This is a genomic window from Janthinobacterium sp. DSP2-3-3, assembly GCF_049897325.1.
GTDB lineage: Bacteria > Pseudomonadota > Gammaproteobacteria > Burkholderiales > Burkholderiaceae_D > Janthinobacterium.
Map to the genome: position 1 here is coordinate 712,620 of NZ_JAFCWA010000001.1, position 19,856 is coordinate 732,475.

Here is a 19,856-nt window from a genome sequence, read left to right on the forward strand (position 1 = left end):
GCGCCGGCCAACCACATTCATGGTGGCTTTTCGCATCGCAACCGAGTAGCGTCTGCGACAGAAAAAGCCCCTATGTATGGGTGACGAACTGCACCACGCAAATACCGCAAACTTTTTTGAAAATTTTTCCGCAGCCCCGACATACCCTGCGCAAGGTCGCACGAACCCGCAATGCAAACCGATGAAGAAAGCCGTTCAGCTCAAGAACAACAATCCCGCTGGCAGCGACCGGGCGTGCAACTGAAAGGATTCCTGCAACTGCCACAGTGCCAGATCCAGCGAGGCCGTGGAAAAGCGCCCGCTGACCGGCTTGTTGCGCACGGCATCGTTCATCAGCACCACGCGACCGGAGCGGTAACGATTGATTTCGTCGAGCACATCGGCCAGAGGTACCTGGTTAAACACCAGCATCCCTTGACGCCAGGCCGAGACTGCTTTCGGGTCGATGCTGGCGATGTCGCCCACCGAACTGGCGCCGTACATCATTTGCTGGCGGGCATACAGTTGACGCGCGCCTGCCGGATGTTGCACGCGGACGGTGCCTTCGATACAGGTGACACAGACCTTGCCATTCAGATGACGCACTTCGACCCGTCCGGATTCGAGCAGGCTGCGGCCAACGCCGGCCACGACAGCAAAGGCCTGCCCTCCATCCCTTACATCGATGGAGGCCTCGCCGATCAGCAGATCCAGGCCAACCAGCTTGCCGCCGTCGGTCTGGCGACGAATGCTGGTGCGCGTATTCAGCATGACATCGACACCCCCGGACAGCGCCAGCGTGCGCCGTTCCCCGGTGGCGGTGCGGTCATCCGCATTCCACTCATCCGGCCCCGGCCACAAGCCCAGCGGCGGATGCACCACGGCCACGCCTGCGACCGCCGCCGCACTGATGGCAGCACCGAGGAAGGCCCGCCGTCCACCCGGCACCAGGCGAGGACGGCATGCGCCCAGCGTCGCGGCTTCCGGCTTGACGCGCAACAACTCGCGGGCCGGGGCCTCAATCGCATCCCAGCGGCGCTTCACGTCGTTGTATGCGGCTTGATGCGAGGGACTCGATTTGACCCAGCGCCTGAACTGCTGTGCATCCACTTCGCGCGCGTCTCCCGAAGTGAGCAGGCGCAACCAGTTCCACGCCTGGGCGTCCAGGTCCGAGGGCGAAGTGGCGTGACTGTTCTTGGGCGGCGGCGTCTTCATCGTGTCATATCCAGCGGCCAGGCGCGGCCGTAAAACAGGAAACCGGCAGGTTGCTGCGTGTTGCGTGCATATATTTTTTGTTCTCTCATACTGGATGACGAATGGCGTCCCGGAAAACCCGCATTATTTATTCTCCGCCGCCAGATAAGTGTCAAGGCGTTCATGCACGCGCTTCAATTCGTACTCGACCGTCCGCAGCGACACGCCCAGCCGTTGTGCGGCCTCTTTTTGCGTCACGCCTTCCGCATGCACGAGCAGTGCGACGGCCCGACGGCGCTCGGGCATGCGGTCGAGGAGCAGGAACAAAGCATCGAGGTCCGAGCGTATCTCGGCGGTCCGGGCCGGACCAGGTGACGGGTCCACCAGTTCCTCCAGCAATGCATCGATATTATCGCCTGACAGCAGGCGGCTGTGTCGGCGCTGGACATCCACCGCAATATTGATCGCCATCCGGGACAGGTAGGCGCCCGGGTTCTGGATCGGCCCGTGGTCCTCGCTACCCTTCAGCCGCAGCCAGGTGTCGTGCAGCGCATCGCCGGCATCCTCCGCATTGCCCAGCTTTCGTGTCAGGCGCTGCTTGATGGATGCGTAATGCTTGCCCAGGTAGTTCAGCAGGAAGAGCTGCGTGCCTTCGGACATGGCTAGCCCGCCCCCTGTTGCCGGTCGCACTGCGGCCCTGCATCCGGGGCATTCGGTGCAACCATCATGGACAAGGGCTGCCGCGCGATCGCCGCTGGCGGCAGGCGGCCGATGTGCACACCGCGCAATGCGTGCAGCAACGAGGCATCGCGGCGGGCATCGCCGCTGCTGCCGAGAAGACGGACACCGCCGATGCGACCATCCGTCTCCAGGTAAAACTGCAGCAAAGCAGTGTAGTTACCCGGCCGGGTTCGTGCATCCGAGCACAGCGCCTGCCAAATACGCATCTGGAGCAGTCCGGCGTAGCCATCCTCACGGAACAACTCGGCCATGCCATTGTGAGCCACTGCGGATGCCGGCACTGCGGATGCCGCACCGGCCTCTTTCAGAATGAATGTCTGCCCCAGACCAGAACTGCGCTTGTCCGCAATCAGCCCCGTACCTTGCAGCAGCATGCGCAATGCTTCTTCGGCCGAGTGAAGGCCGTGTACCGCCGTGGAGGTGCGGGCATGAACGAGATCGCTGGGAAACAGCGCCGGTTGTCCGGTGGTGTCCGCATACTGGTTCAGCGCCGCATTGAGCGGCTGCGCCGGGATGTTGAAAGCAACGGCAGGCGTACCTGCATCAGCAACGGGATTGACACGTGCAAGGCCCGCGAGCGGCAGATCAGGAGAGGCACCAAGCGCGTCTCCCGCTGATCCGATCACCCCACCCAGCACCCAGAAGAGCGCCATTCCGCTACAGCTCAACACGCCAGCGTACACACGCCCGCAACGGTGCTGCAAGGGCCATGGCAGGAGGGCGGATCGCGTCGGCAAGGTAGGCACACCATTCTGAAAATGTGCATAGTGGCATTCAAATGTGACGGTGTCGTTACATCGATACCCATCCATCCTCGGGCTTGCAGAGAGCAGGAGCACGCGATCACCTTCGTCATTGCTGCGCGCGACATGGATATGCGGTTAAAATTTTACTTTATGCCATTGATGGAGGCACGCTATGGGGCAGCCCGATCTGAACCTGCTGCTCGCGCTGGACGCTCTGCTGGAGGAAGGTAGCGTGGTCGGCGCCGCGCGGCGCATGAACCTGAGCTCGCCTGCGATGAGTCGCACCTTGGGCCGAATCCGCGAAACCTTGGGAGATCCCGTGTTCGTGCAGGCGGGCCGCAAGCTCGTGCCGACGCCCAGGGCATTGGCCATGCGCGATCAGGTGCGCGCGGCGGTCGAGCAGGCGACGCAGGTGCTGGCACACGGTGCCGAGGTTGACCTGAAACTATTGGAGCGCCGTTTCAACGTGCGAGCCACCGACGAATTCGTGAGTATCCACCTGGGCCGCCTGCTCGATGCAATGGCCACGGACATGCCGCGCGCCATGTTGCGCCTTTCCCCGGAAGAAGACGATGCGGACGGCGAGGCGCTGCGCAGCGGCCGCATCGACCTGTTCATCAGCGCCTCGCGCAAGCTCGGGCCGGAAATCCGCGTGCAGTCGCTGTTTACCACCACCTTTGTTGGCGTCGCTCGCGAGCATCACCCCATTTTCGAGGACGACATCACGCTCGAACGGCTCAGCCGCTGGGAGCACATCAATGTCTCCCGGCGCGGCAAATCCACCGGCCCCATCGACGACGTGCTGGAAGCCCGGGGTCTGCGCCGACATGTGGCTCTGGTTGTCTCCAACCCCTATGCGGCCTTGTTTGCCTTGCAGGATTCCGACCTGCTGCTGTCGCTACCCAAGCATCTCGCGCGCAGTGCGCTCGCTGCAGGGCTGCGCATCCGGTTGTTCGCGCTGCCGGTCCCCGTGGAGACGGTGTTGCTTACCCAGGCGTGGCATCCACGCCTCCAAAGTGACCCTGCGCACCAGTGGTTGCGGCACACCATTAGAAACCTGTGCAACGAAGATGAGGCATCCGCTGCCAAGCGCAGCAAGGCATAGTGCCGGCCCCAGTGAATGAGTGCGTTAAACGCACTCATTGATTTCAAAAAAGTCACTTTCCGCAATTGAATACCAGACTTATATTGATATACATTATCAATGCAAGAAAGGTTCACCGTGCGTTACGAGACAGTGCAGTCGGCATCTCCACAGACGCCCGCGCCAGCGCATAACCGCCTCCGTGCTGCGCTGCTGCGCTGCTTGGCGCGGCTGGATCTGACAACGGCACGCGCCACCTACGCGCTGCGTTCCATCCTGGCAGCCTGGCTGGCTCTGGTGGTGGCTTATCTGCTCGATTTGCATGCGCCATATGCGGCCGCATCCACCGTCCTGCTGGTCATCCATCCGGTCCAGGGCGCGGTGATCGGCAAAGGCGCCTGGCGTGTGCTTGGCACGCTGGCCGGCATGCTGGCCACCTTCGTGCTGATGAGCGCCTTTGGGCAAATGCCGTGGCTTTTCTTGCTGGGCTTTGGCCTTTGGCTGGGAATGTGTGTAGTGGGAATGGCGCTGTTGCGTCACTTCCGCGCATACGCCGCCACGCTTGCGGGGTACACCGTTGGATTGGCCGCCTATGGCGCGCTACAGCATCCGGAACTGACCTTCGAAAACGTGATGGGACGCGGTTCATCCGTGCTGGTTGGCGTGGTTTGCCTGGGGGTAGTGTCGGCGCTGTTCAGCACCCGTAGCGTGCGCAGCCGCCTCGAAGCCCAATTGAGCCGGCTGGCTGCGGCCACCGCTGAGACCCTGGCAACGCAGCACGAGGCCGTCGGCAATGATGCGCATGCTACTCCCACACGGATGGATACGGCCAGACGCAATCTCATTGTCGAGGTATATGGCTTGGACGATCTGCTGGCGCTAGGCAAGGCAGAGTCGGAGGATCTGGCGCAACGCGCCATGGCCGTGCGGCATGCGATGGCCTCCCTGTTTGCCGCATTGGTCGGCGGCACGCCGCCTCTGCCATCAGACAGTGCCAGCATGCGTGCGCTGCGCACCTTGCAGCCGGCGCTGGAGCAGGCCTGGCGTGACGCCGGGCTGGCTGTTGCACGCGGTCCGCAGGGAATCGCACAGGCGATGCAGCGGCTGGGTGAAGCCCGCATACGCCTGATTGCAACGCTGGCCGGGACATCGTTGGCGCAGCCTGCCGAACAGGCCGCACTGCTGATCAGCGGCGACAGGCTGCTTGAACAAATCGACGACTATCTGGCGGCATTGGACGGCATCGGCGCGATGTATCGCCCCCGCCCGCAAGCAAAACAGCCCTCCGTGCCGTTCTACCGCGATACGACCGCAGCGATACAGAACGGATTGCGTGCGATGCTGACCGTGGTGCTGGGCGGCGCCTTCTGGATCGCCACCGGCTGGCCACACGGCAACATGATGCTGGCAGGGTTGGCCGCCGCCTGCGCGCTGCTGGCGACGGCGCCCAATCCCGCCGCCGGCGCCATCGAATTCATCAAAGGCACGGTGGCGGCCGTGTTGATGGCATTCCTCTGCGCTTTCTGTGTACTGCCACATATCGAGGGCCTGCCGCTGCTGCTATTGGTGTTGGGCCTGTTCTGGCTACCGGGCATCTATGCAAGCAGTTTTCCCAAGTACGGCTTGGCAGGTGTGGCCTATCTGATCGGCTTTAATACGCTGGCGGCTACAGCCAATCCCATGCGCTATGATTTCACGGTGTTCTTGAACGCGTCGGTGGCGTGGATACTGGCCACGCTCTTCACATTGCTCGGTTATCGGCTATTGTTGCCGCGCAATCTGACGCGGGACGCTGACCGGCTACGCCTTCGCATCCGCAACGATGCGCTGGCCGTACTGCGGGGCAGGCGGGCGGATCGCCGTATCTGGCAATTGCGTCAGCAGCACCGCATGGCGCAACTCGGCGCCTTGCTCAAGATGCAGCCCGCCGCAATGGATCGTGCCCTCGGCGATGCACTTGCCAGCCTGCACCTGGGGCGCGAGCTGCTGCGTATGCGGGAGTGGCTGCAGCGCGCGCCACGCATGTCACCGCTGCACCTGCCCGTGACAAGCGTCTTGCAAAGGATGGCTCGCCGCGCGGACGACCCACGCATGGCTGCTCGCCACGCATCCCGAGCAGCCAGCTCCCTGACGCGGGTGCTTGCCAAGGACGAGGCATTGCTGGCCGACCGCCAACGCCTGAGCGCTGCACTGCTCGATGTCGCTGCATTGCTCGAAGGCCATGCGGTGTATTTCTCTCACCCGTCTCGGAGGCGTTCCCATGCTCAGTGAGGTGGCCGTGGCCGGCATTTACCTGCCGCCGTTTTTTGTCTATGCCTGCGTCGCGTTGCCGCTGTTCCTGGGCCTGCGTTTCCTGCTGGCACGTAGCGGAGTGCTGCGCTGGGTCTGGCATCCGGCGCTGTTCGAGTTCGCTCTTTCCCTTTGCCTGGTTTCCATACTGATTCTCTATGTCTAAAATTACGTCCTTATTCAAGCCTGCCGCGAAAGCGACCCTGACTCTGGCGGCGGTCGTCGCTGCGGCGATGCTGGTGAGCGCCCTTTGGCGTGCCTACGTGCTCGCCCCCTGGACCCGCGACGGCCGCGTGAGCGCGCAGGTCGTGCGCATCGCGCCGGAGATATCGGGGACCGTGGCCGAGGTCGCCGTCACCGATGACCAATATGTAAAACGGGGCGAAGTGCTGTATCGCATCGACCCTGCGCGCTTCCAACTCGCCATCGCACGGGCCGAGGCGCAACTGGCGGTGGCGAGCGCAACACTGCGACAGAAGATCGAGGATGCCAAGCGACGCCGGGGCATGGAGGATCTTGTGCCCGGCGAAGACATCCAGCGGGCAAACCAAGCCGTTGCCATTGCACAAGCAGAACAGCGCCATTCCCAAGTCGCCCTGGACATGGCGCGACTGGACCTTGAACGTGCGGTCCTGCGTGCCCCGACGGATGGCTACGTGACGCACCTTCGCTTGAACCGGGGCGCCTACGCCGTGGTGGGTCAACCCAACATGGCGCTGCTCGATGCGCACAGCTTCTGGATCACGGGCTATTTCGAGGAGACCAAGCTGCATGGCATCCGTCCTGGCGCCCCGGCGCAAATCAGGCTCATGGGCTTCGACGATCTGATCCAGGGCCGCGTGGCCAGCATCGGACGCGGCATCACCGATCCCAACCAGCAGGCCGACGCCCAGGGCCTGCCGAGCGTCGAGCCGAGCTTCAGTTGGATTCGTCTGGCACAGCGTATTCCCGTGCGAGTCGAATTCGACCAGGTGCCCGCGAGCATCGCCTTGGCTGCCGGCATGACAGGCAGCATCGAGATCGGCCAGCCAGGGCGCGACGCACCGCCCAAAGGGCGGTTGACGACGCTACTGCACCGTTGGATGTGAGGACTTTCCATGCGCACTTTCCCGACGCCTCACCGAACGGTCCTTCGCGGCTCAGTACTGTCCATTCTTCTGCTCGCTTGCCTATCCGCTTGCACGACAGTCGGCCCGAACTATCATCCACCACAAGCTGATCTTCCAACGGCTTGGCACGAACCGCACCCGGGGTTCTCAGCGGCAGAACGGGAGAGCCTTCAAACCTGGTGGCGCACCTTCAATGATCCGATGCTGGACCAATTGCTTGCTCTGGCGTTGGCCAACAACCAGGATCTCGGTATTGCTCTTGCGCGATTGCAGCAGGCGCGCGCCGAGCGCATGCAGATTGCTGCCGGCTTGGGGCCGAGCGTTTCGGTTGGCGGCGTGGGTGAAAGCTCGCGCTCCAGCAGGCGGCTGGACGGATCGCCCGGCGGCCATTCGCGCACCTGGCGCGCAGGATTTGACGCGAGTTGGGAATTGGATCTATTTGGCGGCACGCGGCGCGCCGTCGAAGCGGCCGATGCCGGCGTCGAGGCCTTGGCCGACGACCGTCGGGCTTTACAGGTGAGTTTGCTGGCTGAACTGGCGGCCAGCTACGCCGAACTGCGTACAGCGCAAGCACGCCTGGCCATCACGCGCGACAACATCAGCAATCTGCTTGAAGGCGAGAGCCTGGCCGGGCGAGCATTGCAACGCGGTCTGGGCACCACCGCAGAAGTGATGCAGGCAAGGGCCGAGCGCGAAGCTGCCGAAGCGCAGCCGCCGCTGCTGGAAGCCGACATTGCGCGCTTGAGCCATGCCATCGGCGTGTTGGCCGGTGGCTTCCCTGGCGATTGGCGTGCCGCGTTGGCAGAGCCTACGCCAGCCCTGCCCGTCGCACCCGCGCTGCCGCTGGCATTGCCCTCGGAAGTGATACGCCAGCGTCCCGACCTGCAGGCGGATGAACGCCGTTTGGCGGCCGCCACGGCGCAGATCGGGGTGGCCGACGCCGCACGGTTCCCGAGGTTCAGCATTCCCTTGAGCATAGGCGCCACCGCCAGTCTGATCCATGACCTTTTCTCAGGTGCGAGCTTGGCGTGGTCGGCGGGAATGCAAGCCAGCCAGACGCTCTATGACGGTGGTCGCGCACGGGCCGGCATCACGGCCGCGCAGGCCGGTGCCGACGCAGCAAAACTGGTGTATGAGCGCGACGTGCGATTGGCCTTGCGTGACGTCGAGGATGCCTTGACCGAATTGAACAGCGAACGTCAGCGGCAAGTATCACTGGCTGCAGCGGTCAATGACAGCCAGATGGCGAGCGATCGCGCGACCCGGCTCTACCGCGCTGGCCTGAGTGCCTATCTGCCGGTACTCATCGCCCAGCGCACGCTCAATCAGGCCCGTGATGCGTTGGCGCTAAGTCAATGGGGCGAAGTGCGCGGCGCCATTTCGCTTTACAAGGCATTGGGCGCGGGCTGGCAGGAAGATTCCCTTGCACAGGACGCGAAAAGTCCGGACCTACCTGAAAAGGCGGTTGGCTTGTGAATGCCATTTTTTTCTAAAAGTGACCCGTCCCGTAACAATTTCACACTTTTTTGATGCAGAGAAAGACTGCCAGATGAAGCAATGGTTACTGTTTCCGCATCCGCATCGTGTTGACCTTGCCGGGGCTGCTGATCACCCGGGCCATGCACCTGGCTGGTCAGCACGTCACGCAGTCGGACCTCGCCGATCGCGCCGCGTGCCGCCTCCGGCCAATAGCGTGAGACGAGATCGTCGATGCTGTATATCAGCCCCCGGTCGATGGCGAAGCCGGCCAGCAGCGCGGTGACGCCTTTGCCGGGTTGGCGCTAGCGTTGCCGATTCAGCTGTCCGGGCTGCGGTGGGCCTTGCGCCCCCCGATCAACAGCAGGTCTCGGGCGCCATCCTGCTTCAGTTCGATGATGTCGCCGGTCTCGGGCGACACCAGGCTGGTTTGGCCGGTCGGCACCAGCCGGGTGGCGCCGATGTCCGGCATCACCATCGTCCAGTCCTTGCCGTCGAAGCGCAGTTCGTAGCGGTTGGCGAAACGGCCCTCAAAGTTGTCGAGCTGGTAGATGCCGACGTGGCGTGTGGCCGTTGCCAGGTCCAGCGGCGCCGTCTGGGCCAGGCGAGGTTTGAAGTCCGGCCAGTCGTAGGCGGACGCCACCGCCTTGACGATCTCGCCGCCAAGATAGCTGCCGTTGTCGCCGTCGGTCATTACGACTACGCCGTTGCCGCTGTCGAGATACATCGCGTAGGTGCTCTTGAAGCCGGTGTTGCCGCCGGAATGCATGAAGCGTTTATGCTCGCCATCGCCGACCACGAAGAAGCCCTGCGCATAATTGTTCAGCGCCGGCGTCAGCAGATCGCGCGCCTTGGTGGCGCTCAAAAAGGTCGTGCCGATTTTCCACGACCGCTGGACACCGATGGCGAAGCGCGCCAGGTCGCTGGCCGTGGTCCACAGGCCGGCGGCCGCCAGTTCGGGATAGACGAAGGCCCCGCCTTCGACTTCGCTGCCGTCGGCGTAGTGGCCGCGCGCGCGGTTGTGTTCTGCCGCCGGCAATGGCTGCGCGAATGTGCTGCGCCGCATCCGCAGCGGCTGCAGTACTTGCTGGCGCATCAACTCTGCAAAAGGCGTGCGCAGACATTGCTGCATGGCGACTTGGGCGATGGTGTAGCCGCCGCCGGAATACGCATGGGCCGCGCCCGGGATGGTCTGGATGACGACCGCTGGCGTGAGCGACGGCGACTCGCCCTCGATTACCTGAAGGTCCGTAGGGATCGCTTGCGACGGTGGATAGCCGGGGAAGCCGGACACGGTCGCCCCGGCGGTGTGGTTGAGCAAATTGCGCAAGGTCACCGGATGCTCGGGGCTTTGCAGTCCGGCGGGCAGGGTCCACGGCCGCAGGCAGGCATCCACCGGACTATCGAGCTGGAGCTTGTTGCTGCCCGCCAGCCGCTGCGCCAGCGCGCCGGTCACGCCTTTGCTGATGGACGCTGCCTGATACAGCGTGTCGGTGTCGGCCGCAGGTGCGGACGGTTGCCGGTAGACGCCGGCCCAAGCGATCTTGCCGTCGCGGATGACCGCCACGCTGACGCTGGAGACCCTATAGCGGCGCAGGCGCTGCTCGATATCGAAGGTCTGCGCCGGCTCGCCTGCGATGTCCACCCGCTGCCGCAGCCCGCCGGCGATACGCGCGGCCATATCGGACTCGCCCGCGTGGGCGGGGCCGCTACATGCCGCCACCCCCAATAAGGCTCCCAGGCGTAGCGCGCGGCCTGAAGCATGGACTGGCAATAGCCATAGACGAATGCGCATAAGTTTCCCTTTCATTCATTGAATGGGCTAATCTTATCGAGCGTTGTCCGAGGCTCCCTGGATTTGCGACGAACGGAGGAAAGCTTGGTCTAGGCCGTTTGTTTTCACCAAAATCTCTACGCGGCGCTAGCATTGCCAACAAAAACAGCGGAGTCAGTGCCGACAAACGCGGTGAGAAGCAACCGGGGTCACAGCAGCAGACTGCCATGTTGCTCGCCCTGGATCGAATGGTAGGGGGGGCGCCGCAACCAATATCGCCGATCACCCGGTCAACCGGATCGACGATGGCCGATGACAGCAGCATTCGCTTGTTCAACGTAATCGATGATTTCAGCCGGGAAGGTCCTGGTGTTAAAGTCGATTTCTCATTGCCGTCCGAGAACGTCATCCGTCCATCGACAGGATCATCGAATGAAGCGGTAAGTTCCGGAATATTCGCCGCGATAATCGCCCTGAGTACATCCGAGCCATGACGCTCGCTTATGCCACCGAGCACGGAATACGCATCGTTTTCATCTAGCTAGGGCAACCGCAGCAGAACGCCTATATTAAATGCGACTGTAACGTTCCATGCAATCCAGAATTTTGTAACCCGCTGGATGTGGACTTACAATCACGCCCGACCCACTAGAGCATTTGGCGACATCACCCCAAAACAGACGCGCGCCCTGGCTAGCACGCCACCGGGAAAAAATCGTCAGCAGGAAAACCCTGTTTCAATCCATACCAAATGATTGCAAACAAGCCCATGTTTTCGTAGGGGCAAATGCAGGGGCAAAAACTCCCACCCAAGAAAAAGGCCACTCCGAAGAGTGGCCTAAGTCCTTGATTCTTTTGGTCGGGACGGGAAGATTCGAACTTCCGACCCCATGCACCCCATGCATGTACGCTACCAGGCTGCGCTACGCCCCGACGAGGTGAGAATTATAGCAGAGGCTTTTAAGTTTTTGCCATGCTTTTGCGCATGATTCATATCGAACTGCGCAAAGTTTTTTTCAGCCTGGGGCAAAACGCTTATTCACTGAGCAGCAGCGCCGTCAGGGCGATGCGGAAACCGGCGATCAAGGGTTCGACCTTGACGTCGGGATTGTGCACTACCCGCACGGGCAATCCCTGGTACATGGCGATCATGGCGTTCAGCCGGCCGTTCAGCATCTCTTCATCCGCCGGCAAGCCGCGCTTGATGCGCGCCTCCTTGATAATGGACAAGAACAACTGGCGCGAACGCCGGTCCGCGCAGTGCAGCATCTCGGCGATGGCGGGATTGCGCGATGCCTCGGCAAAGATTTCCAGCGGCATCACCCAGGTTTTCGGGTCCAGGCTTTCCAGCACATGTTCGCCTGCATTGTCGATCACGGCCTGCAGCGGGTCTTCGCGCTGCGCCAGGTCCTGCATCAGGTTCGACACACGCTCCGTATTCTGCATGACGAAGGCGGCGATGATCGCATCCTTGCTGTCAAAATAATTATAGATGTGACCCGCGCTCATGCCGGCAGCCTTGGATATCTCGGCCATGCTGGCGCCGTGGAAGCCGCGGCGGCTGAAACAACTCTCCGCCGCATCGAGCACCTGCTTGCGCCGCGTGTTGGCGCGCTCGGGATCCGGATGCTTCTTTTCAACTTGGTTCATGACTTTTCCTGTAGCGCGCCAGCCTTGCCCTTGCGGGCAAGGCCGGCATCGGCGTCCCCGTGATTATTGGACGCCGCCAGCCGCCGCGACGGCTGTCTGCTCAGGCTGCCAACCGCCGCCCAGCACCTTGTACAAAGTCACCAGGTTGGTCGATTTGGCCAGGCGCACCGTGATCAGGCTTTGCTGCGCCGTGTACAGCGCGCGCTGGGCCACCAGGGCGTTCAGGTAAGACTCGGCGCCCTGCTTGTAGCGCGCGTCGTGGATGGTGTAGCTCTTCGTCGACGCCTCGACCAGCGAGACCTGCGATTGCAGGCGCTCGTCGATGGTACCGCGCTGGGCCAGCGCATCGGACACTTCACGGAAGGCGACCTGGATCGCCTTTTCGTATTGCGCCACGGAGATTTCACGCTGCACCTTGGCGATATCGAGGTTGGCGCGGTTCACGCCGCCATCGAAGATCGGCAAGCTGATCTGTGGAATGAAACTCCACGTGCCGCTGCCCGCCTTGAACAGGCCCGACAGGTTGTCGCTGAGCGAACCTGCTGTCGCCGTCAGCGAAATGCGCGGGAAGAAGGCGGCGCGCGCCGCGCCGATGTTGGCATTCGCTGCGCGCAGGGTGCGCTCCGCCGCCAGCACATCGGGACGGCGTTGCAGCACGTCCGACGGCAAGCCGGAAGGAATGTCCGCCAGGGCCGTCACGGCGCCGAACTCGGCTGGCGGCAGCAAGTCGGCTGGCACGGGGCCGCCCACCAACAGGACCAGCGCGTTTTGATCCAGCGCAACCTGGCTCGTGTAGACAGCCACGTCGGAACGGGCGGACTCGACGCTGGTCTGGGCATCGTACTTGTCCAGGCCGGACGTAGCACCGGCATTGAAGCGGCGCACGGCCAGGTCATACGACGATTGCTGGCTCTTCAGGGTGTCTTGCGCCACGCGCAGGCGCTGCTGGTCGGCCACCAGGTTCAGATAGGTGCTGGCCACTTCGGCCACCAGGCTGATCTGCTGCGCACGGCGTGCTTCTTCCGTGCCCAGGTATTGTTCCAGCGCGCTGTCGGACAGGCTGCGCACGCGGCCGAAGAAGTCCAGCTCGTACGCCGAGACGCCCAGGTTCGCCGTGTACTGGCGATTGATGGACGCTTCGCCGTTGGCGCTGGCGTTCTTCGGCACGCGGCTGGCCGTCTGGCCACCGGAAGCCGACAGGGTCGGGATCAGCGCGGCGCGTTCGATGCCGTACGTGGCGCGCGCTTTCTCGATGTTGAGGATCGAGACGCGCAGGTCGCGGTTGTTGGCCAGCGCCAGTTCCAGTACCTGGCGCAGGCGCGCATCGGCAAAGAACTCGCGCCAGGCGACGTCCGCCACCGGCTTGGCGTCGGCGGCGGTTGTATCGGCCTTGTAGGAAGGGCCCGTCGGCCACGCCGTGGGCGCCGGCGCTGCCGGACGCTCATACGTGGGAGCCAGGCTGCAACCGGCCAGCAAGGCCAGTGCCGCCATGGAGAGTAGCGATTTTTTCATATTAATGTGCATCCTTGGAAAGCGTGACGGCTGGCGAACCAGGCGTCGCCGGCGTGGCTGGCGCATCCGGCTTCGAGAAGAAGCCGCGCACCAGCACGAAGAACACCGGCACGAAGAAGATACCGAGGAAGGTGGCCGTCAACATACCGCCCAGCACGCCGATACCGATGGCGTTCTGGCTGCCGGAACCGGCGCCGCTGGAGATGGCCAGTGGCAACACGCCCAGGCCGAAGGCAATCGAGGTCATCAAAATCGGACGCAGACGCAGACGCACCGCGTGCAAGGTCGCGTCCAGCAGCGACATGCCCGATTCCTGCATTTCCTTGGCAAATTCCACGATCAGAATCGCATTCTTCGCCGACAGGCCCACCACCGTGAGCAAGCCCACCTGGAAGTACACGTCGTTCGACAGGCCGAACATCCACGTACCCAGTACCGCGCCGATCACGCCCAGCGGTACCACCAGCAGCACGGAGAACGGGATCGACCAGCTTTCATACAGTGCAGCCAGGCACAGGAAGACGATCAGCAAGGACAGTGCATACAGTTGCGGCGTCTGCGAACCGGATTCGCGCTCTTCCAGCGACACGCCGGTCCAGCTGAAGCCTATGCCAGGCGGCAACTGCGCCACCATGGCTTCCATCGCATTCATGGCCGCGCCCGTGCTCTGGCCCGGTGCCGGTGTACCCAGGATCTCTACCGACGGCAAGCCGTTGTAGCGTTCCAGGCGGGGCGACGCGTAAATCCACTTGCCGGTGGCAAAGGCCGAGAACGGCACCATCTGGCCAGCAGTATTGCGCACGAACCACTTGTTCAAGTCTTCCGGCAGCATGCGCGATTCGGCATTGCCTTGCATGAACACTTTCTTCACGCGACCACGGTCGAGGAAGTCGTTGACATACGAACTACCCCAGCCCACGCTCAGCACGCGGTTGATTTCCGAGATCTGCAAGCCCAGCGCTGTGGCTTTCTGCTGGTCGATGTCGATCTTGTATTGCGGCGTATCTTCCTGGCCGTTCGGGCGCACGCCCACCATGGTCGGGTTTTGCGAGGCCATGCCCAGCAACTGGTTACGTGCCGCCATCAGGGCGTCATGGCCGACACCGCCGATATCCTGCAGCTGCATGTCGAAACCGGTGGCGTTACCCAGTTCCAGCACGGCCGGCGGCGCGAACGTAAACACCATCGCATCCTTGATCTGCAACAACTTGCCCATGGCGCGACCGGCCACGGCCGGTGCTTTCTGCGCCACGTCCTTGCGCAGCGCCCAGTCCTTCAAGCGCACGAAGGCGATACCCGTGTTCTGGCCGTTACCACCGAAGCTGAAACCGGCGACAGCAAACACGGAGGCGACGTTGTCTTTCTCGCTGTTCATGAAGTGGTCTTCGACCTGCTCGATCACTTTCAGGGTGCGCTCTTGCGTGGCGCCCGTCGGCAATTGAATCTGAGTAAACAGAATGCCCTGGTCTTCTTCCGGCAGGAAGGAGGTCGGCAAGCGCATGAAGAGGAATACCAGGCCAGCCAGCAAGATGACGTACAACAACATCGAACGGCCACGGTGGCGGATCATGCTGCCAACCCAGCCCTGGTATTTGTTGCTGCTGCTATCGAAGCTGCGGTTGAACCAGCCAAAGAAGCCCTTGTTGCTGGCGTGATGGCCCTTTTCGACGGGTTTGAGCAAGGTGGCGCACAAAGCTGGCGTAAATACCAGCGCGACGATGACGGACAGCACCATCGACGAGACGATAGTGATCGAGAACTGGCGGTAAATCACGCCCGTCGAACCGCCAAAGAAGGCCATCGGCACGAACACGGCCGACAGCACCATGGCGATACCGACCAGCGCGCCCGTGATCTGCGTCATGGACTTGCGCGTCGCTTCCAGCGGCGACAAGCCTTCTTCACTCATCACGCGCTCGACGTTTTCCACCACCACGATCGCATCATCGACCAGCAAACCGATGGCCAGTACCATGGCGAACATGGTCAAGGTGTTGATCGAATAGCCAAACGCGTTCAGGATGCCGAAGGTACCGAGCAGCACGACCGGCACGGCCATGGTCGGGATCAGGGTGGCTCGGAAGTTCTGCAGGAACAGATACATCACCAAAAATACCAGGATGACCGCTTCCACCAGGGTCTTGACCACTTCTTCAATCGACAGTTTCACGAACGGGGTGGTATCGAACGCGACCTGGTAGCTCATGCCTTCAGGGAATTGCTTGCTCAGGTTGCCCAACATGGCTTTCGCCGCATTGGCCGTATCGAGCGCGTTGGCACCCGTCGCCAGCTTGATCGCCACGCCGGTAGCCGCATGGCCGTTGTAGCGGGCCACGGTATTGTAGTTCTCGCGGCCCAGTTCCATGCTGGCCACGTCCTTCAGGTACACCATGGCACCGTTGGTCGATGTTTTCAGCAAGATGGCGCCGAACTGCTCCGCCGTTTGCAAGCGGCTCTGCGCCGACACGGTGGCGTTCAACTGCTGGCCCTTGACGGACGGCGTGCCACCCAGTTCACCGGCCGACACTTCCGCATTCTGCGCCTGCACGGCCGTGATCACGTCCGCCGGGGTCAGGTTAAAACTTTGCAGCTTGGCTGGATCGAGCCAGATACGCATGGCGTACTGCGAACCGAACAGGGTCACATCGCCCACGCCGGCAACACGGCTGAGCGGATCGACGACGTTGGCGGCGACATAGTCGCTCAAGTCGGTCTGGTCCATCTTGCCGTTTTCGGAAATGAAGCCGAACACCATCAGGAAGTTCTTCGTGGCTTTCGACACGACCAAGCCTTGCTGCGTGACAGCCGTCGGGAGCAGTGGCGTCGCCAGTTGCAGCTTGTTCTGCACTTGCACCTGGGCAATATCTGGGTTAGTGCCGCTGGCAAACGTCAGCGTGATGCTGACGCCGCCAGTCGCATCGCTCGACGACGCCATGTAGCGCAAGCCGTCGATACCCTTCATCTTTTGTTCGATGACCTGGGTCACCGCATCTTCCACGGTCTTGGCGGAAGCGCCAGGGTAGGAGCCGCTGATCGAAATCGACGGCGGAGCGATGCTCGGGTACTGCGCGATCGGCAGGCTGAGGATCGAAATCACGCCGGCAAGCATGATGACGATCGCGATCACCCAGGCAAAAATCGGGCGATCAATGAAAAAACGGGCCATTAATATTCTCCTGAATTAGTGGGCGCTGGCAACCGATGCTGCGGCAGATGCGGCAGCGGCCTTGGCCGGTACGGCAACGGCCGGGGCGCCTGGCTTGACTTTTTGCAAGCCTTCCACGATCACGCGGTCGCCTGCGGCCAGGCCGGACGTCACCAGCCAGTCGTTGCCGACCGTGCCGCTGGTGGTCAACACGCGTTGCTCGACCTTGTTTTCCTTGTTCAGGATCAAGGCGGTTGCCTGGCCCTTCTGGTTGCGCGTCACGCCCACTTGCGGCACGGTAATGGCTTTTTCATCCACGCCCGTTTCCAGCTGCGCACGCACGTACATGCCTGGCAGCAATTCGCCTTTCGGATTCGGGAACAGCGCGCGCAAGATCACGTTGCCGGTGGTCGGATCGACCGTCACGCCGGCGAACTGCAGCTTGCCCGATTCACTGTATTTGCTGCCGTCTGGCAAGAGCAGGTCAACCTTGGCCTGGCCTTCGCCCACTTTCTTCAGCGAGCCGTCGGCCATCTGGCGTTTCAGGCGCAGCAGGTCGGTGCTCGACTGGGTCACGTCGACATAGATCGGATCGAGTTGCTGCACGGTGGTCAGCGCTTCGGCCTGGCCCGCCGTGACCAGCGCGCCGGCCGTCACGGTCGAGCGGCTGGTGCGACCGCTGATCGGTGCCGTCACGGTGCTGTATTTCAGGTTGATGTTGGCCGATTCCAGTGCCGCGGTAGCGGACTCGACGTCTGCCTTGGCTTGCTCGAACGCAGCGACGGCATCATCGTATTCCTGGCGGCTCACGCCTTCGATGGCAACCAGTTCCTTGTAGCGGGAGGCTTTCGGGCCGGCCGTCAGCAGGTTGGCCTTGGCTTTCGACAAGGCCGCCTTGGCTGAGTTATAGGCAGCCTGGTAAGTGGCCGAATCGATCTGGTACAGGGCCGTGCCCGCTTTCACATCGCTGCCCTCGACGAACAGGCGCTTCTGGATCAAGCCACCGACTTGCGGGCGCACATCGGCGACCTGGTAGGCATTCGTGCGGCCGGGCAATTCGGCGCTCATCGGCAACGCAGCCGGATTAACAGTAAACACGACCACCTGTGGCGCTTGCTGCGCGTGAGGTGCTTCCTGTTTTTTACCGCAGCCGGCCATGATTACAGTGGCGCACAGAACGGCAATAGCGCCGCTCGTACGCGGCGACGTCAAGGAAAAGGTTGGTTGCATCTTGGACTTTCTGAAAAAGAAGCTGGCTAGTGTCGTTAGTTTGACTAAATTTATTAACGCAGATCAAAGAATGAACGATCATTCTAAAATCGTCAAGCATCGTTACAATTGAAACATAGTAACTATCAAGCGAATTAAGTTATAAATGAGGCAATTAAATGAGGGCAGCAACTGCAATGGCACGCCAGCAAAGTTGGTCAGGAATCTGGCGGACGGCGGCAAAACGGCAATGCGGAAAAGTTGGATTGAGTAAATACTGTAGCAGGGTAATGCATTTTTTGCTGAAGCCGTGATCGCGTGCGCAACACTGCCCGGCACGGCCAAGCCCAGCGCCATAAATAATTACCAATGGTATCGAAAAGACATGCCGCGACAGACGCGCTAATATACTGACCACAGCGTGACCACAGCGTGGCACAGCGGGGGCGCGATGATGACAGCACAGGCGCAAGGAATGGCGCAACACGAGGATGCGAGCGGCCTGGACGCGCCGCCACTGCTGTCGACGGGTGTCCCCGGCCTCGATACCGTACTCACGGGCGGCTTGCTGCCCGAGCGCCTGTACCTGGTCGAAGGCGTGCCCGGCACAGGCAAGACCACCCTGGCGCTGCAATTTCTGGCTGAAGGCGCGCGCAGCGGCGCGCCCGTGCTGTATATCGCCCTGGCCGAATCCGAGATCGAGCTGCGCGCCGCAGCGCTGTCGCATGGCTGGAACCTGACCGGCATCGCCATCGAAGAAGTGGCGCCCAGCGATGACATACTCGACCCGGAGCGCCAGTACACCATCTTCCATCCGTCCGAAATCGAGCTGGCCTCGACCAACCAGCGCATCCTGGCCGCCATCGACAAGCACCGTCCGGCCCGCCTGGTGCTCGATTCGCTGTCCGAACTGCAGTTACTGGCGGAAAACCCCCTGCGCTACCGGCGCCAGGTAGTGGCGTTGAAGCAATACTTGGCCAGCCGGCACTGCACCACCCTCTTGATCGATGACCGTTCCGCGCTCGACGACAGCTTGCAAGTGCGTAGCGTAGCCCATTGCGTGATCTCACTGGAGCTGCAAAACCAGGCGTATGGCAATGACCGGCGCCGCGTGCGGGTGGTGAAATACCGGGGCGTGCCGTTTCGCAGCGGCACACACGACTACAAGATCGCCCGTGACGGCCTGGTCGTCTATCCGCGCCTGGTGGCAGCCGACACGCGGCGCGATGGCAACCATCGGTGCCTGTCGAGCGGCGTGCCCGAACTCGACACCATGACAGGCGGCGGCCTGGAAGAAGGCACGAGCACCCTCATTTCCGGCCCCGCCGGCAGCGGCAAGTCCACCCTGGCGGCGCAATTCGTGCACGCGGCAACAAAGCGCGGCGAACCGTGCGCCATGTTCCTGTTCGAGGAAGCGCGCAGCAAGCTGCTGAACCGGGCCGACAACGTGGGCATGCGCCTGCAGGCGGCGCTCGACACAGGCCTGCTGAGCGCACAGCAGATCGATCCGGCCGAGCTGACACCGGGCGAATTCGCCCAGGGCGTCGTCGACGCGGTAGAACGGGGCGCCCGCGTGATCGTCATCGATAGCCTGAACGGCTACATGCATGCGGTGCCCGATGAACGCTTCCAGAGCACCCATTTGCATGAATTGCTCAATTACCTGGGCCAGTGCGGCGTGGTCACCCTGCTCGTCGGCGTGCCGCAAAACATGCTGGGCACCTGCATGACCACCTCGGCCGATGCCAGCTACCTGGCCGACAGCGTCATCATGCTGCGCTATTACGAAACAGAGGGCGAGGTGCGGCAAGCCATTTCCATCTTCAAGAAACGCGGCAGTGCGCACGAACGCAGCATCCGCCGCTTCGACATCAGCCCGCAGGGCATCCGCATCGGCCCGGCCCTGGCCGGTTTTCACGGCATCCTGTCGGGCTTGCCCTAGAAATTG

The 19,856-nt window shown here is 62.3% G+C and carries 15 protein-coding genes, 1 tRNA gene and 1 pseudogene; 7 read left to right on the top strand and 10 right to left on the bottom strand.

Annotated features, from left to right (window positions below; genetic code table 11):
* Positions 1-195: 195 nt before the first annotated feature.
* The 3 genes from ACP7DE_RS03465 to ACP7DE_RS03475 form a co-directional block, all read right to left on the bottom strand.
* Complete coding sequence (locus tag ACP7DE_RS03465; RefSeq protein ID WP_426070748.1) at positions 196-1,194, bottom strand: FecR family protein; 999 nt, start codon at positions 1,192-1,194, stop codon at positions 196-198.
* Between the two features lie 123 nt (positions 1,195-1,317).
* Entirely contained in the window at positions 1,318-1,833 is a 516-nt protein-coding gene (locus ACP7DE_RS03470; RefSeq protein ID WP_426070749.1) for an RNA polymerase sigma factor, read from the bottom strand.
* A gap of 2 nt (positions 1,834-1,835) precedes the next feature.
* Positions 1,836-2,567 (bottom strand): TonB C-terminal domain-containing protein, encoded by a 732-nt coding sequence (locus tag ACP7DE_RS03475; protein ID WP_426070750.1) that lies wholly within the window; start codon positions 2,565-2,567, stop codon positions 1,836-1,838.
* A 265-nt stretch (positions 2,568-2,832) separates the two neighbouring features.
* Between ACP7DE_RS03475 and ACP7DE_RS03480 the strand changes: the two genes are divergently transcribed.
* From ACP7DE_RS03480 to ACP7DE_RS03500, 5 genes are all read left to right on the top strand, one after another.
* Positions 2,833-3,765 (top strand): LysR family transcriptional regulator, encoded by a 933-nt coding sequence (locus ACP7DE_RS03480; RefSeq protein WP_426070751.1) that lies wholly within the window; start codon positions 2,833-2,835, stop codon positions 3,763-3,765.
* 117 nt (positions 3,766-3,882) lie between these two features.
* Positions 3,883-6,015, top strand: coding sequence for an FUSC family protein (locus ACP7DE_RS03485; protein ID WP_426070752.1), 2,133 nt, complete (start codon positions 3,883-3,885; stop codon positions 6,013-6,015).
* Positions 6,005-6,199, top strand: coding sequence for a DUF1656 domain-containing protein (locus ACP7DE_RS03490; RefSeq protein ID WP_426070753.1), 195 nt, complete (start codon positions 6,005-6,007; stop codon positions 6,197-6,199). The genes ACP7DE_RS03485 and ACP7DE_RS03490 overlap by 11 nt, the downstream gene beginning before the upstream one ends.
* Positions 6,192-7,121: a biotin/lipoyl-binding protein gene (locus tag ACP7DE_RS03495; protein ID WP_426070754.1), complete on the top strand. Its 930-nt coding sequence runs from the start codon at positions 6,192-6,194 to the stop codon at positions 7,119-7,121. The genes ACP7DE_RS03490 and ACP7DE_RS03495 overlap by 8 nt, the downstream gene beginning before the upstream one ends.
* Positions 7,122-7,130: 9 nt before the next feature.
* A complete protein-coding gene (locus ACP7DE_RS03500; protein WP_426070755.1) occupies positions 7,131-8,618 on the top strand; it encodes an efflux transporter outer membrane subunit in 1,488 nt (495 codons plus the stop codon).
* Here ACP7DE_RS03500 and ACP7DE_RS03505 read toward each other — a convergent pair.
* Positions 8,528-8,899: pseudogene (locus ACP7DE_RS03505) on the bottom strand (serine hydrolase); the annotation flags it as partial. The gene ACP7DE_RS03500 and the pseudogene ACP7DE_RS03505 sit on opposite strands and share 91 nt — an antisense overlap.
* 38 nt (positions 8,900-8,937) lie before the next feature.
* Positions 8,938-10,299 carry a serine hydrolase domain-containing protein gene (locus tag ACP7DE_RS03510; RefSeq protein ID WP_426070756.1) on the bottom strand — a complete coding sequence of 454 codons (1,362 nt, stop codon included), beginning with the start codon at positions 10,297-10,299 and terminating at the stop codon, positions 8,938-8,940.
* A gap of 320 nt (positions 10,300-10,619) precedes the next feature.
* Here ACP7DE_RS03510 and ACP7DE_RS03515 point away from each other — a divergent pair, with 320 nt between their 5' ends.
* A complete protein-coding gene (locus ACP7DE_RS03515; protein WP_426070757.1) occupies positions 10,620-10,886 on the top strand; it encodes a hypothetical protein in 267 nt (88 codons plus the stop codon).
* Between the two features lie 362 nt (positions 10,887-11,248).
* On the opposite strand, the gene ACP7DE_RS03520 is transcribed toward ACP7DE_RS03515, so the two are convergent.
* The 5 genes from ACP7DE_RS03520 to ACP7DE_RS03540 all read right to left on the bottom strand — a co-directional run bounded on the left by ACP7DE_RS03520 (position 11,249) and on the right by ACP7DE_RS03540 (position 17,929).
* Positions 11,249-11,325, bottom strand: a tRNA-Pro gene (locus ACP7DE_RS03520).
* Positions 11,326-11,427: 102 nt separating this feature from the next.
* Positions 11,428-12,042 carry a TetR/AcrR family transcriptional regulator gene (locus tag ACP7DE_RS03525; RefSeq protein ID WP_426070758.1) on the bottom strand — a complete coding sequence of 205 codons (615 nt, stop codon included), beginning with the start codon at positions 12,040-12,042 and terminating at the stop codon, positions 11,428-11,430.
* A 63-nt stretch (positions 12,043-12,105) separates the two neighbouring features.
* Complete coding sequence (gene adeC / locus ACP7DE_RS03530; protein WP_426070759.1) at positions 12,106-13,554, bottom strand: AdeC/AdeK/OprM family multidrug efflux complex outer membrane factor; 1,449 nt, start codon at positions 13,552-13,554, stop codon at positions 12,106-12,108.
* A 1-nt stretch (position 13,555) separates the two neighbouring features.
* Positions 13,556-16,720 carry an efflux RND transporter permease subunit gene (locus ACP7DE_RS03535; protein ID WP_426070760.1) on the bottom strand — a complete coding sequence of 1,055 codons (3,165 nt, stop codon included), beginning with the start codon at positions 16,718-16,720 and terminating at the stop codon, positions 13,556-13,558.
* 15 nt (positions 16,721-16,735) lie between these two features.
* The gene (locus ACP7DE_RS03540; protein ID WP_426070761.1) at positions 16,736-17,929 is read right to left on the bottom strand and encodes an efflux RND transporter periplasmic adaptor subunit; all 1,194 of its coding nucleotides are present in this window, start codon (positions 17,927-17,929) and stop codon (positions 16,736-16,738) included.
* Between the two features lie 454 nt (positions 17,930-18,383).
* Here ACP7DE_RS03540 and ACP7DE_RS03545 point away from each other — a divergent pair, with 454 nt between their 5' ends.
* Complete coding sequence (locus tag ACP7DE_RS03545) at positions 18,384-19,850, top strand: ATPase domain-containing protein (protein WP_426070762.1); 1,467 nt, start codon at positions 18,384-18,386, stop codon at positions 19,848-19,850.
* Positions 19,851-19,856: the final 6 nt, after the last annotated feature.

Excerpts from the sequence above, each read along its gene's own strand:
- ACP7DE_RS03465 (WP_426070748.1), bottom strand. The coding sequence starts at position 1,194 with ATGAAGACGCCGCCGCCCAAGAACAGTCACGCCACTTCGCCCTCGGAC.
- ACP7DE_RS03470 (WP_426070749.1), bottom strand. The coding sequence starts at position 1,833 with ATGTCCGAAGGCACGCAGCTCTTCCTGCTGAACTACCTGGGCAAGCAT.
- ACP7DE_RS03475 (WP_426070750.1), bottom strand. The coding sequence starts at position 2,567 with ATGGCGCTCTTCTGGGTGCTGGGTGGGGTGATCGGATCAGCGGGAGAC.
- ACP7DE_RS03480 (WP_426070751.1), top strand. The coding sequence starts at position 2,833 with ATGGGGCAGCCCGATCTGAACCTGCTGCTCGCGCTGGACGCTCTGCTG.
- ACP7DE_RS03490 (WP_426070753.1), top strand. The coding sequence starts at position 6,005 with ATGCTCAGTGAGGTGGCCGTGGCCGGCATTTACCTGCCGCCGTTTTTT.
- ACP7DE_RS03495 (WP_426070754.1), top strand. The coding sequence starts at position 6,192 with ATGTCTAAAATTACGTCCTTATTCAAGCCTGCCGCGAAAGCGACCCTG.
- ACP7DE_RS03500 (WP_426070755.1), top strand. The coding sequence starts at position 7,131 with ATGCGCACTTTCCCGACGCCTCACCGAACGGTCCTTCGCGGCTCAGTA.
- ACP7DE_RS03510 (WP_426070756.1), bottom strand. The coding sequence starts at position 10,299 with ATGGCCGCGCGTATCGCCGGCGGGCTGCGGCAGCGGGTGGACATCGCA.
- ACP7DE_RS03515 (WP_426070757.1), top strand. The coding sequence starts at position 10,620 with ATGTTGCTCGCCCTGGATCGAATGGTAGGGGGGGCGCCGCAACCAATA.
- ACP7DE_RS03525 (WP_426070758.1), bottom strand. The coding sequence starts at position 12,042 with ATGAACCAAGTTGAAAAGAAGCATCCGGATCCCGAGCGCGCCAACACG.
- adeC (WP_426070759.1), bottom strand. The coding sequence starts at position 13,554 with ATGAAAAAATCGCTACTCTCCATGGCGGCACTGGCCTTGCTGGCCGGT.
- ACP7DE_RS03535 (WP_426070760.1), bottom strand. The coding sequence starts at position 16,720 with ATGGCCCGTTTTTTCATTGATCGCCCGATTTTTGCCTGGGTGATCGCG.
- ACP7DE_RS03540 (WP_426070761.1), bottom strand. The coding sequence starts at position 17,929 with ATGCAACCAACCTTTTCCTTGACGTCGCCGCGTACGAGCGGCGCTATT.
- ACP7DE_RS03545 (WP_426070762.1), top strand. The coding sequence starts at position 18,384 with ATGGCGCAACACGAGGATGCGAGCGGCCTGGACGCGCCGCCACTGCTG.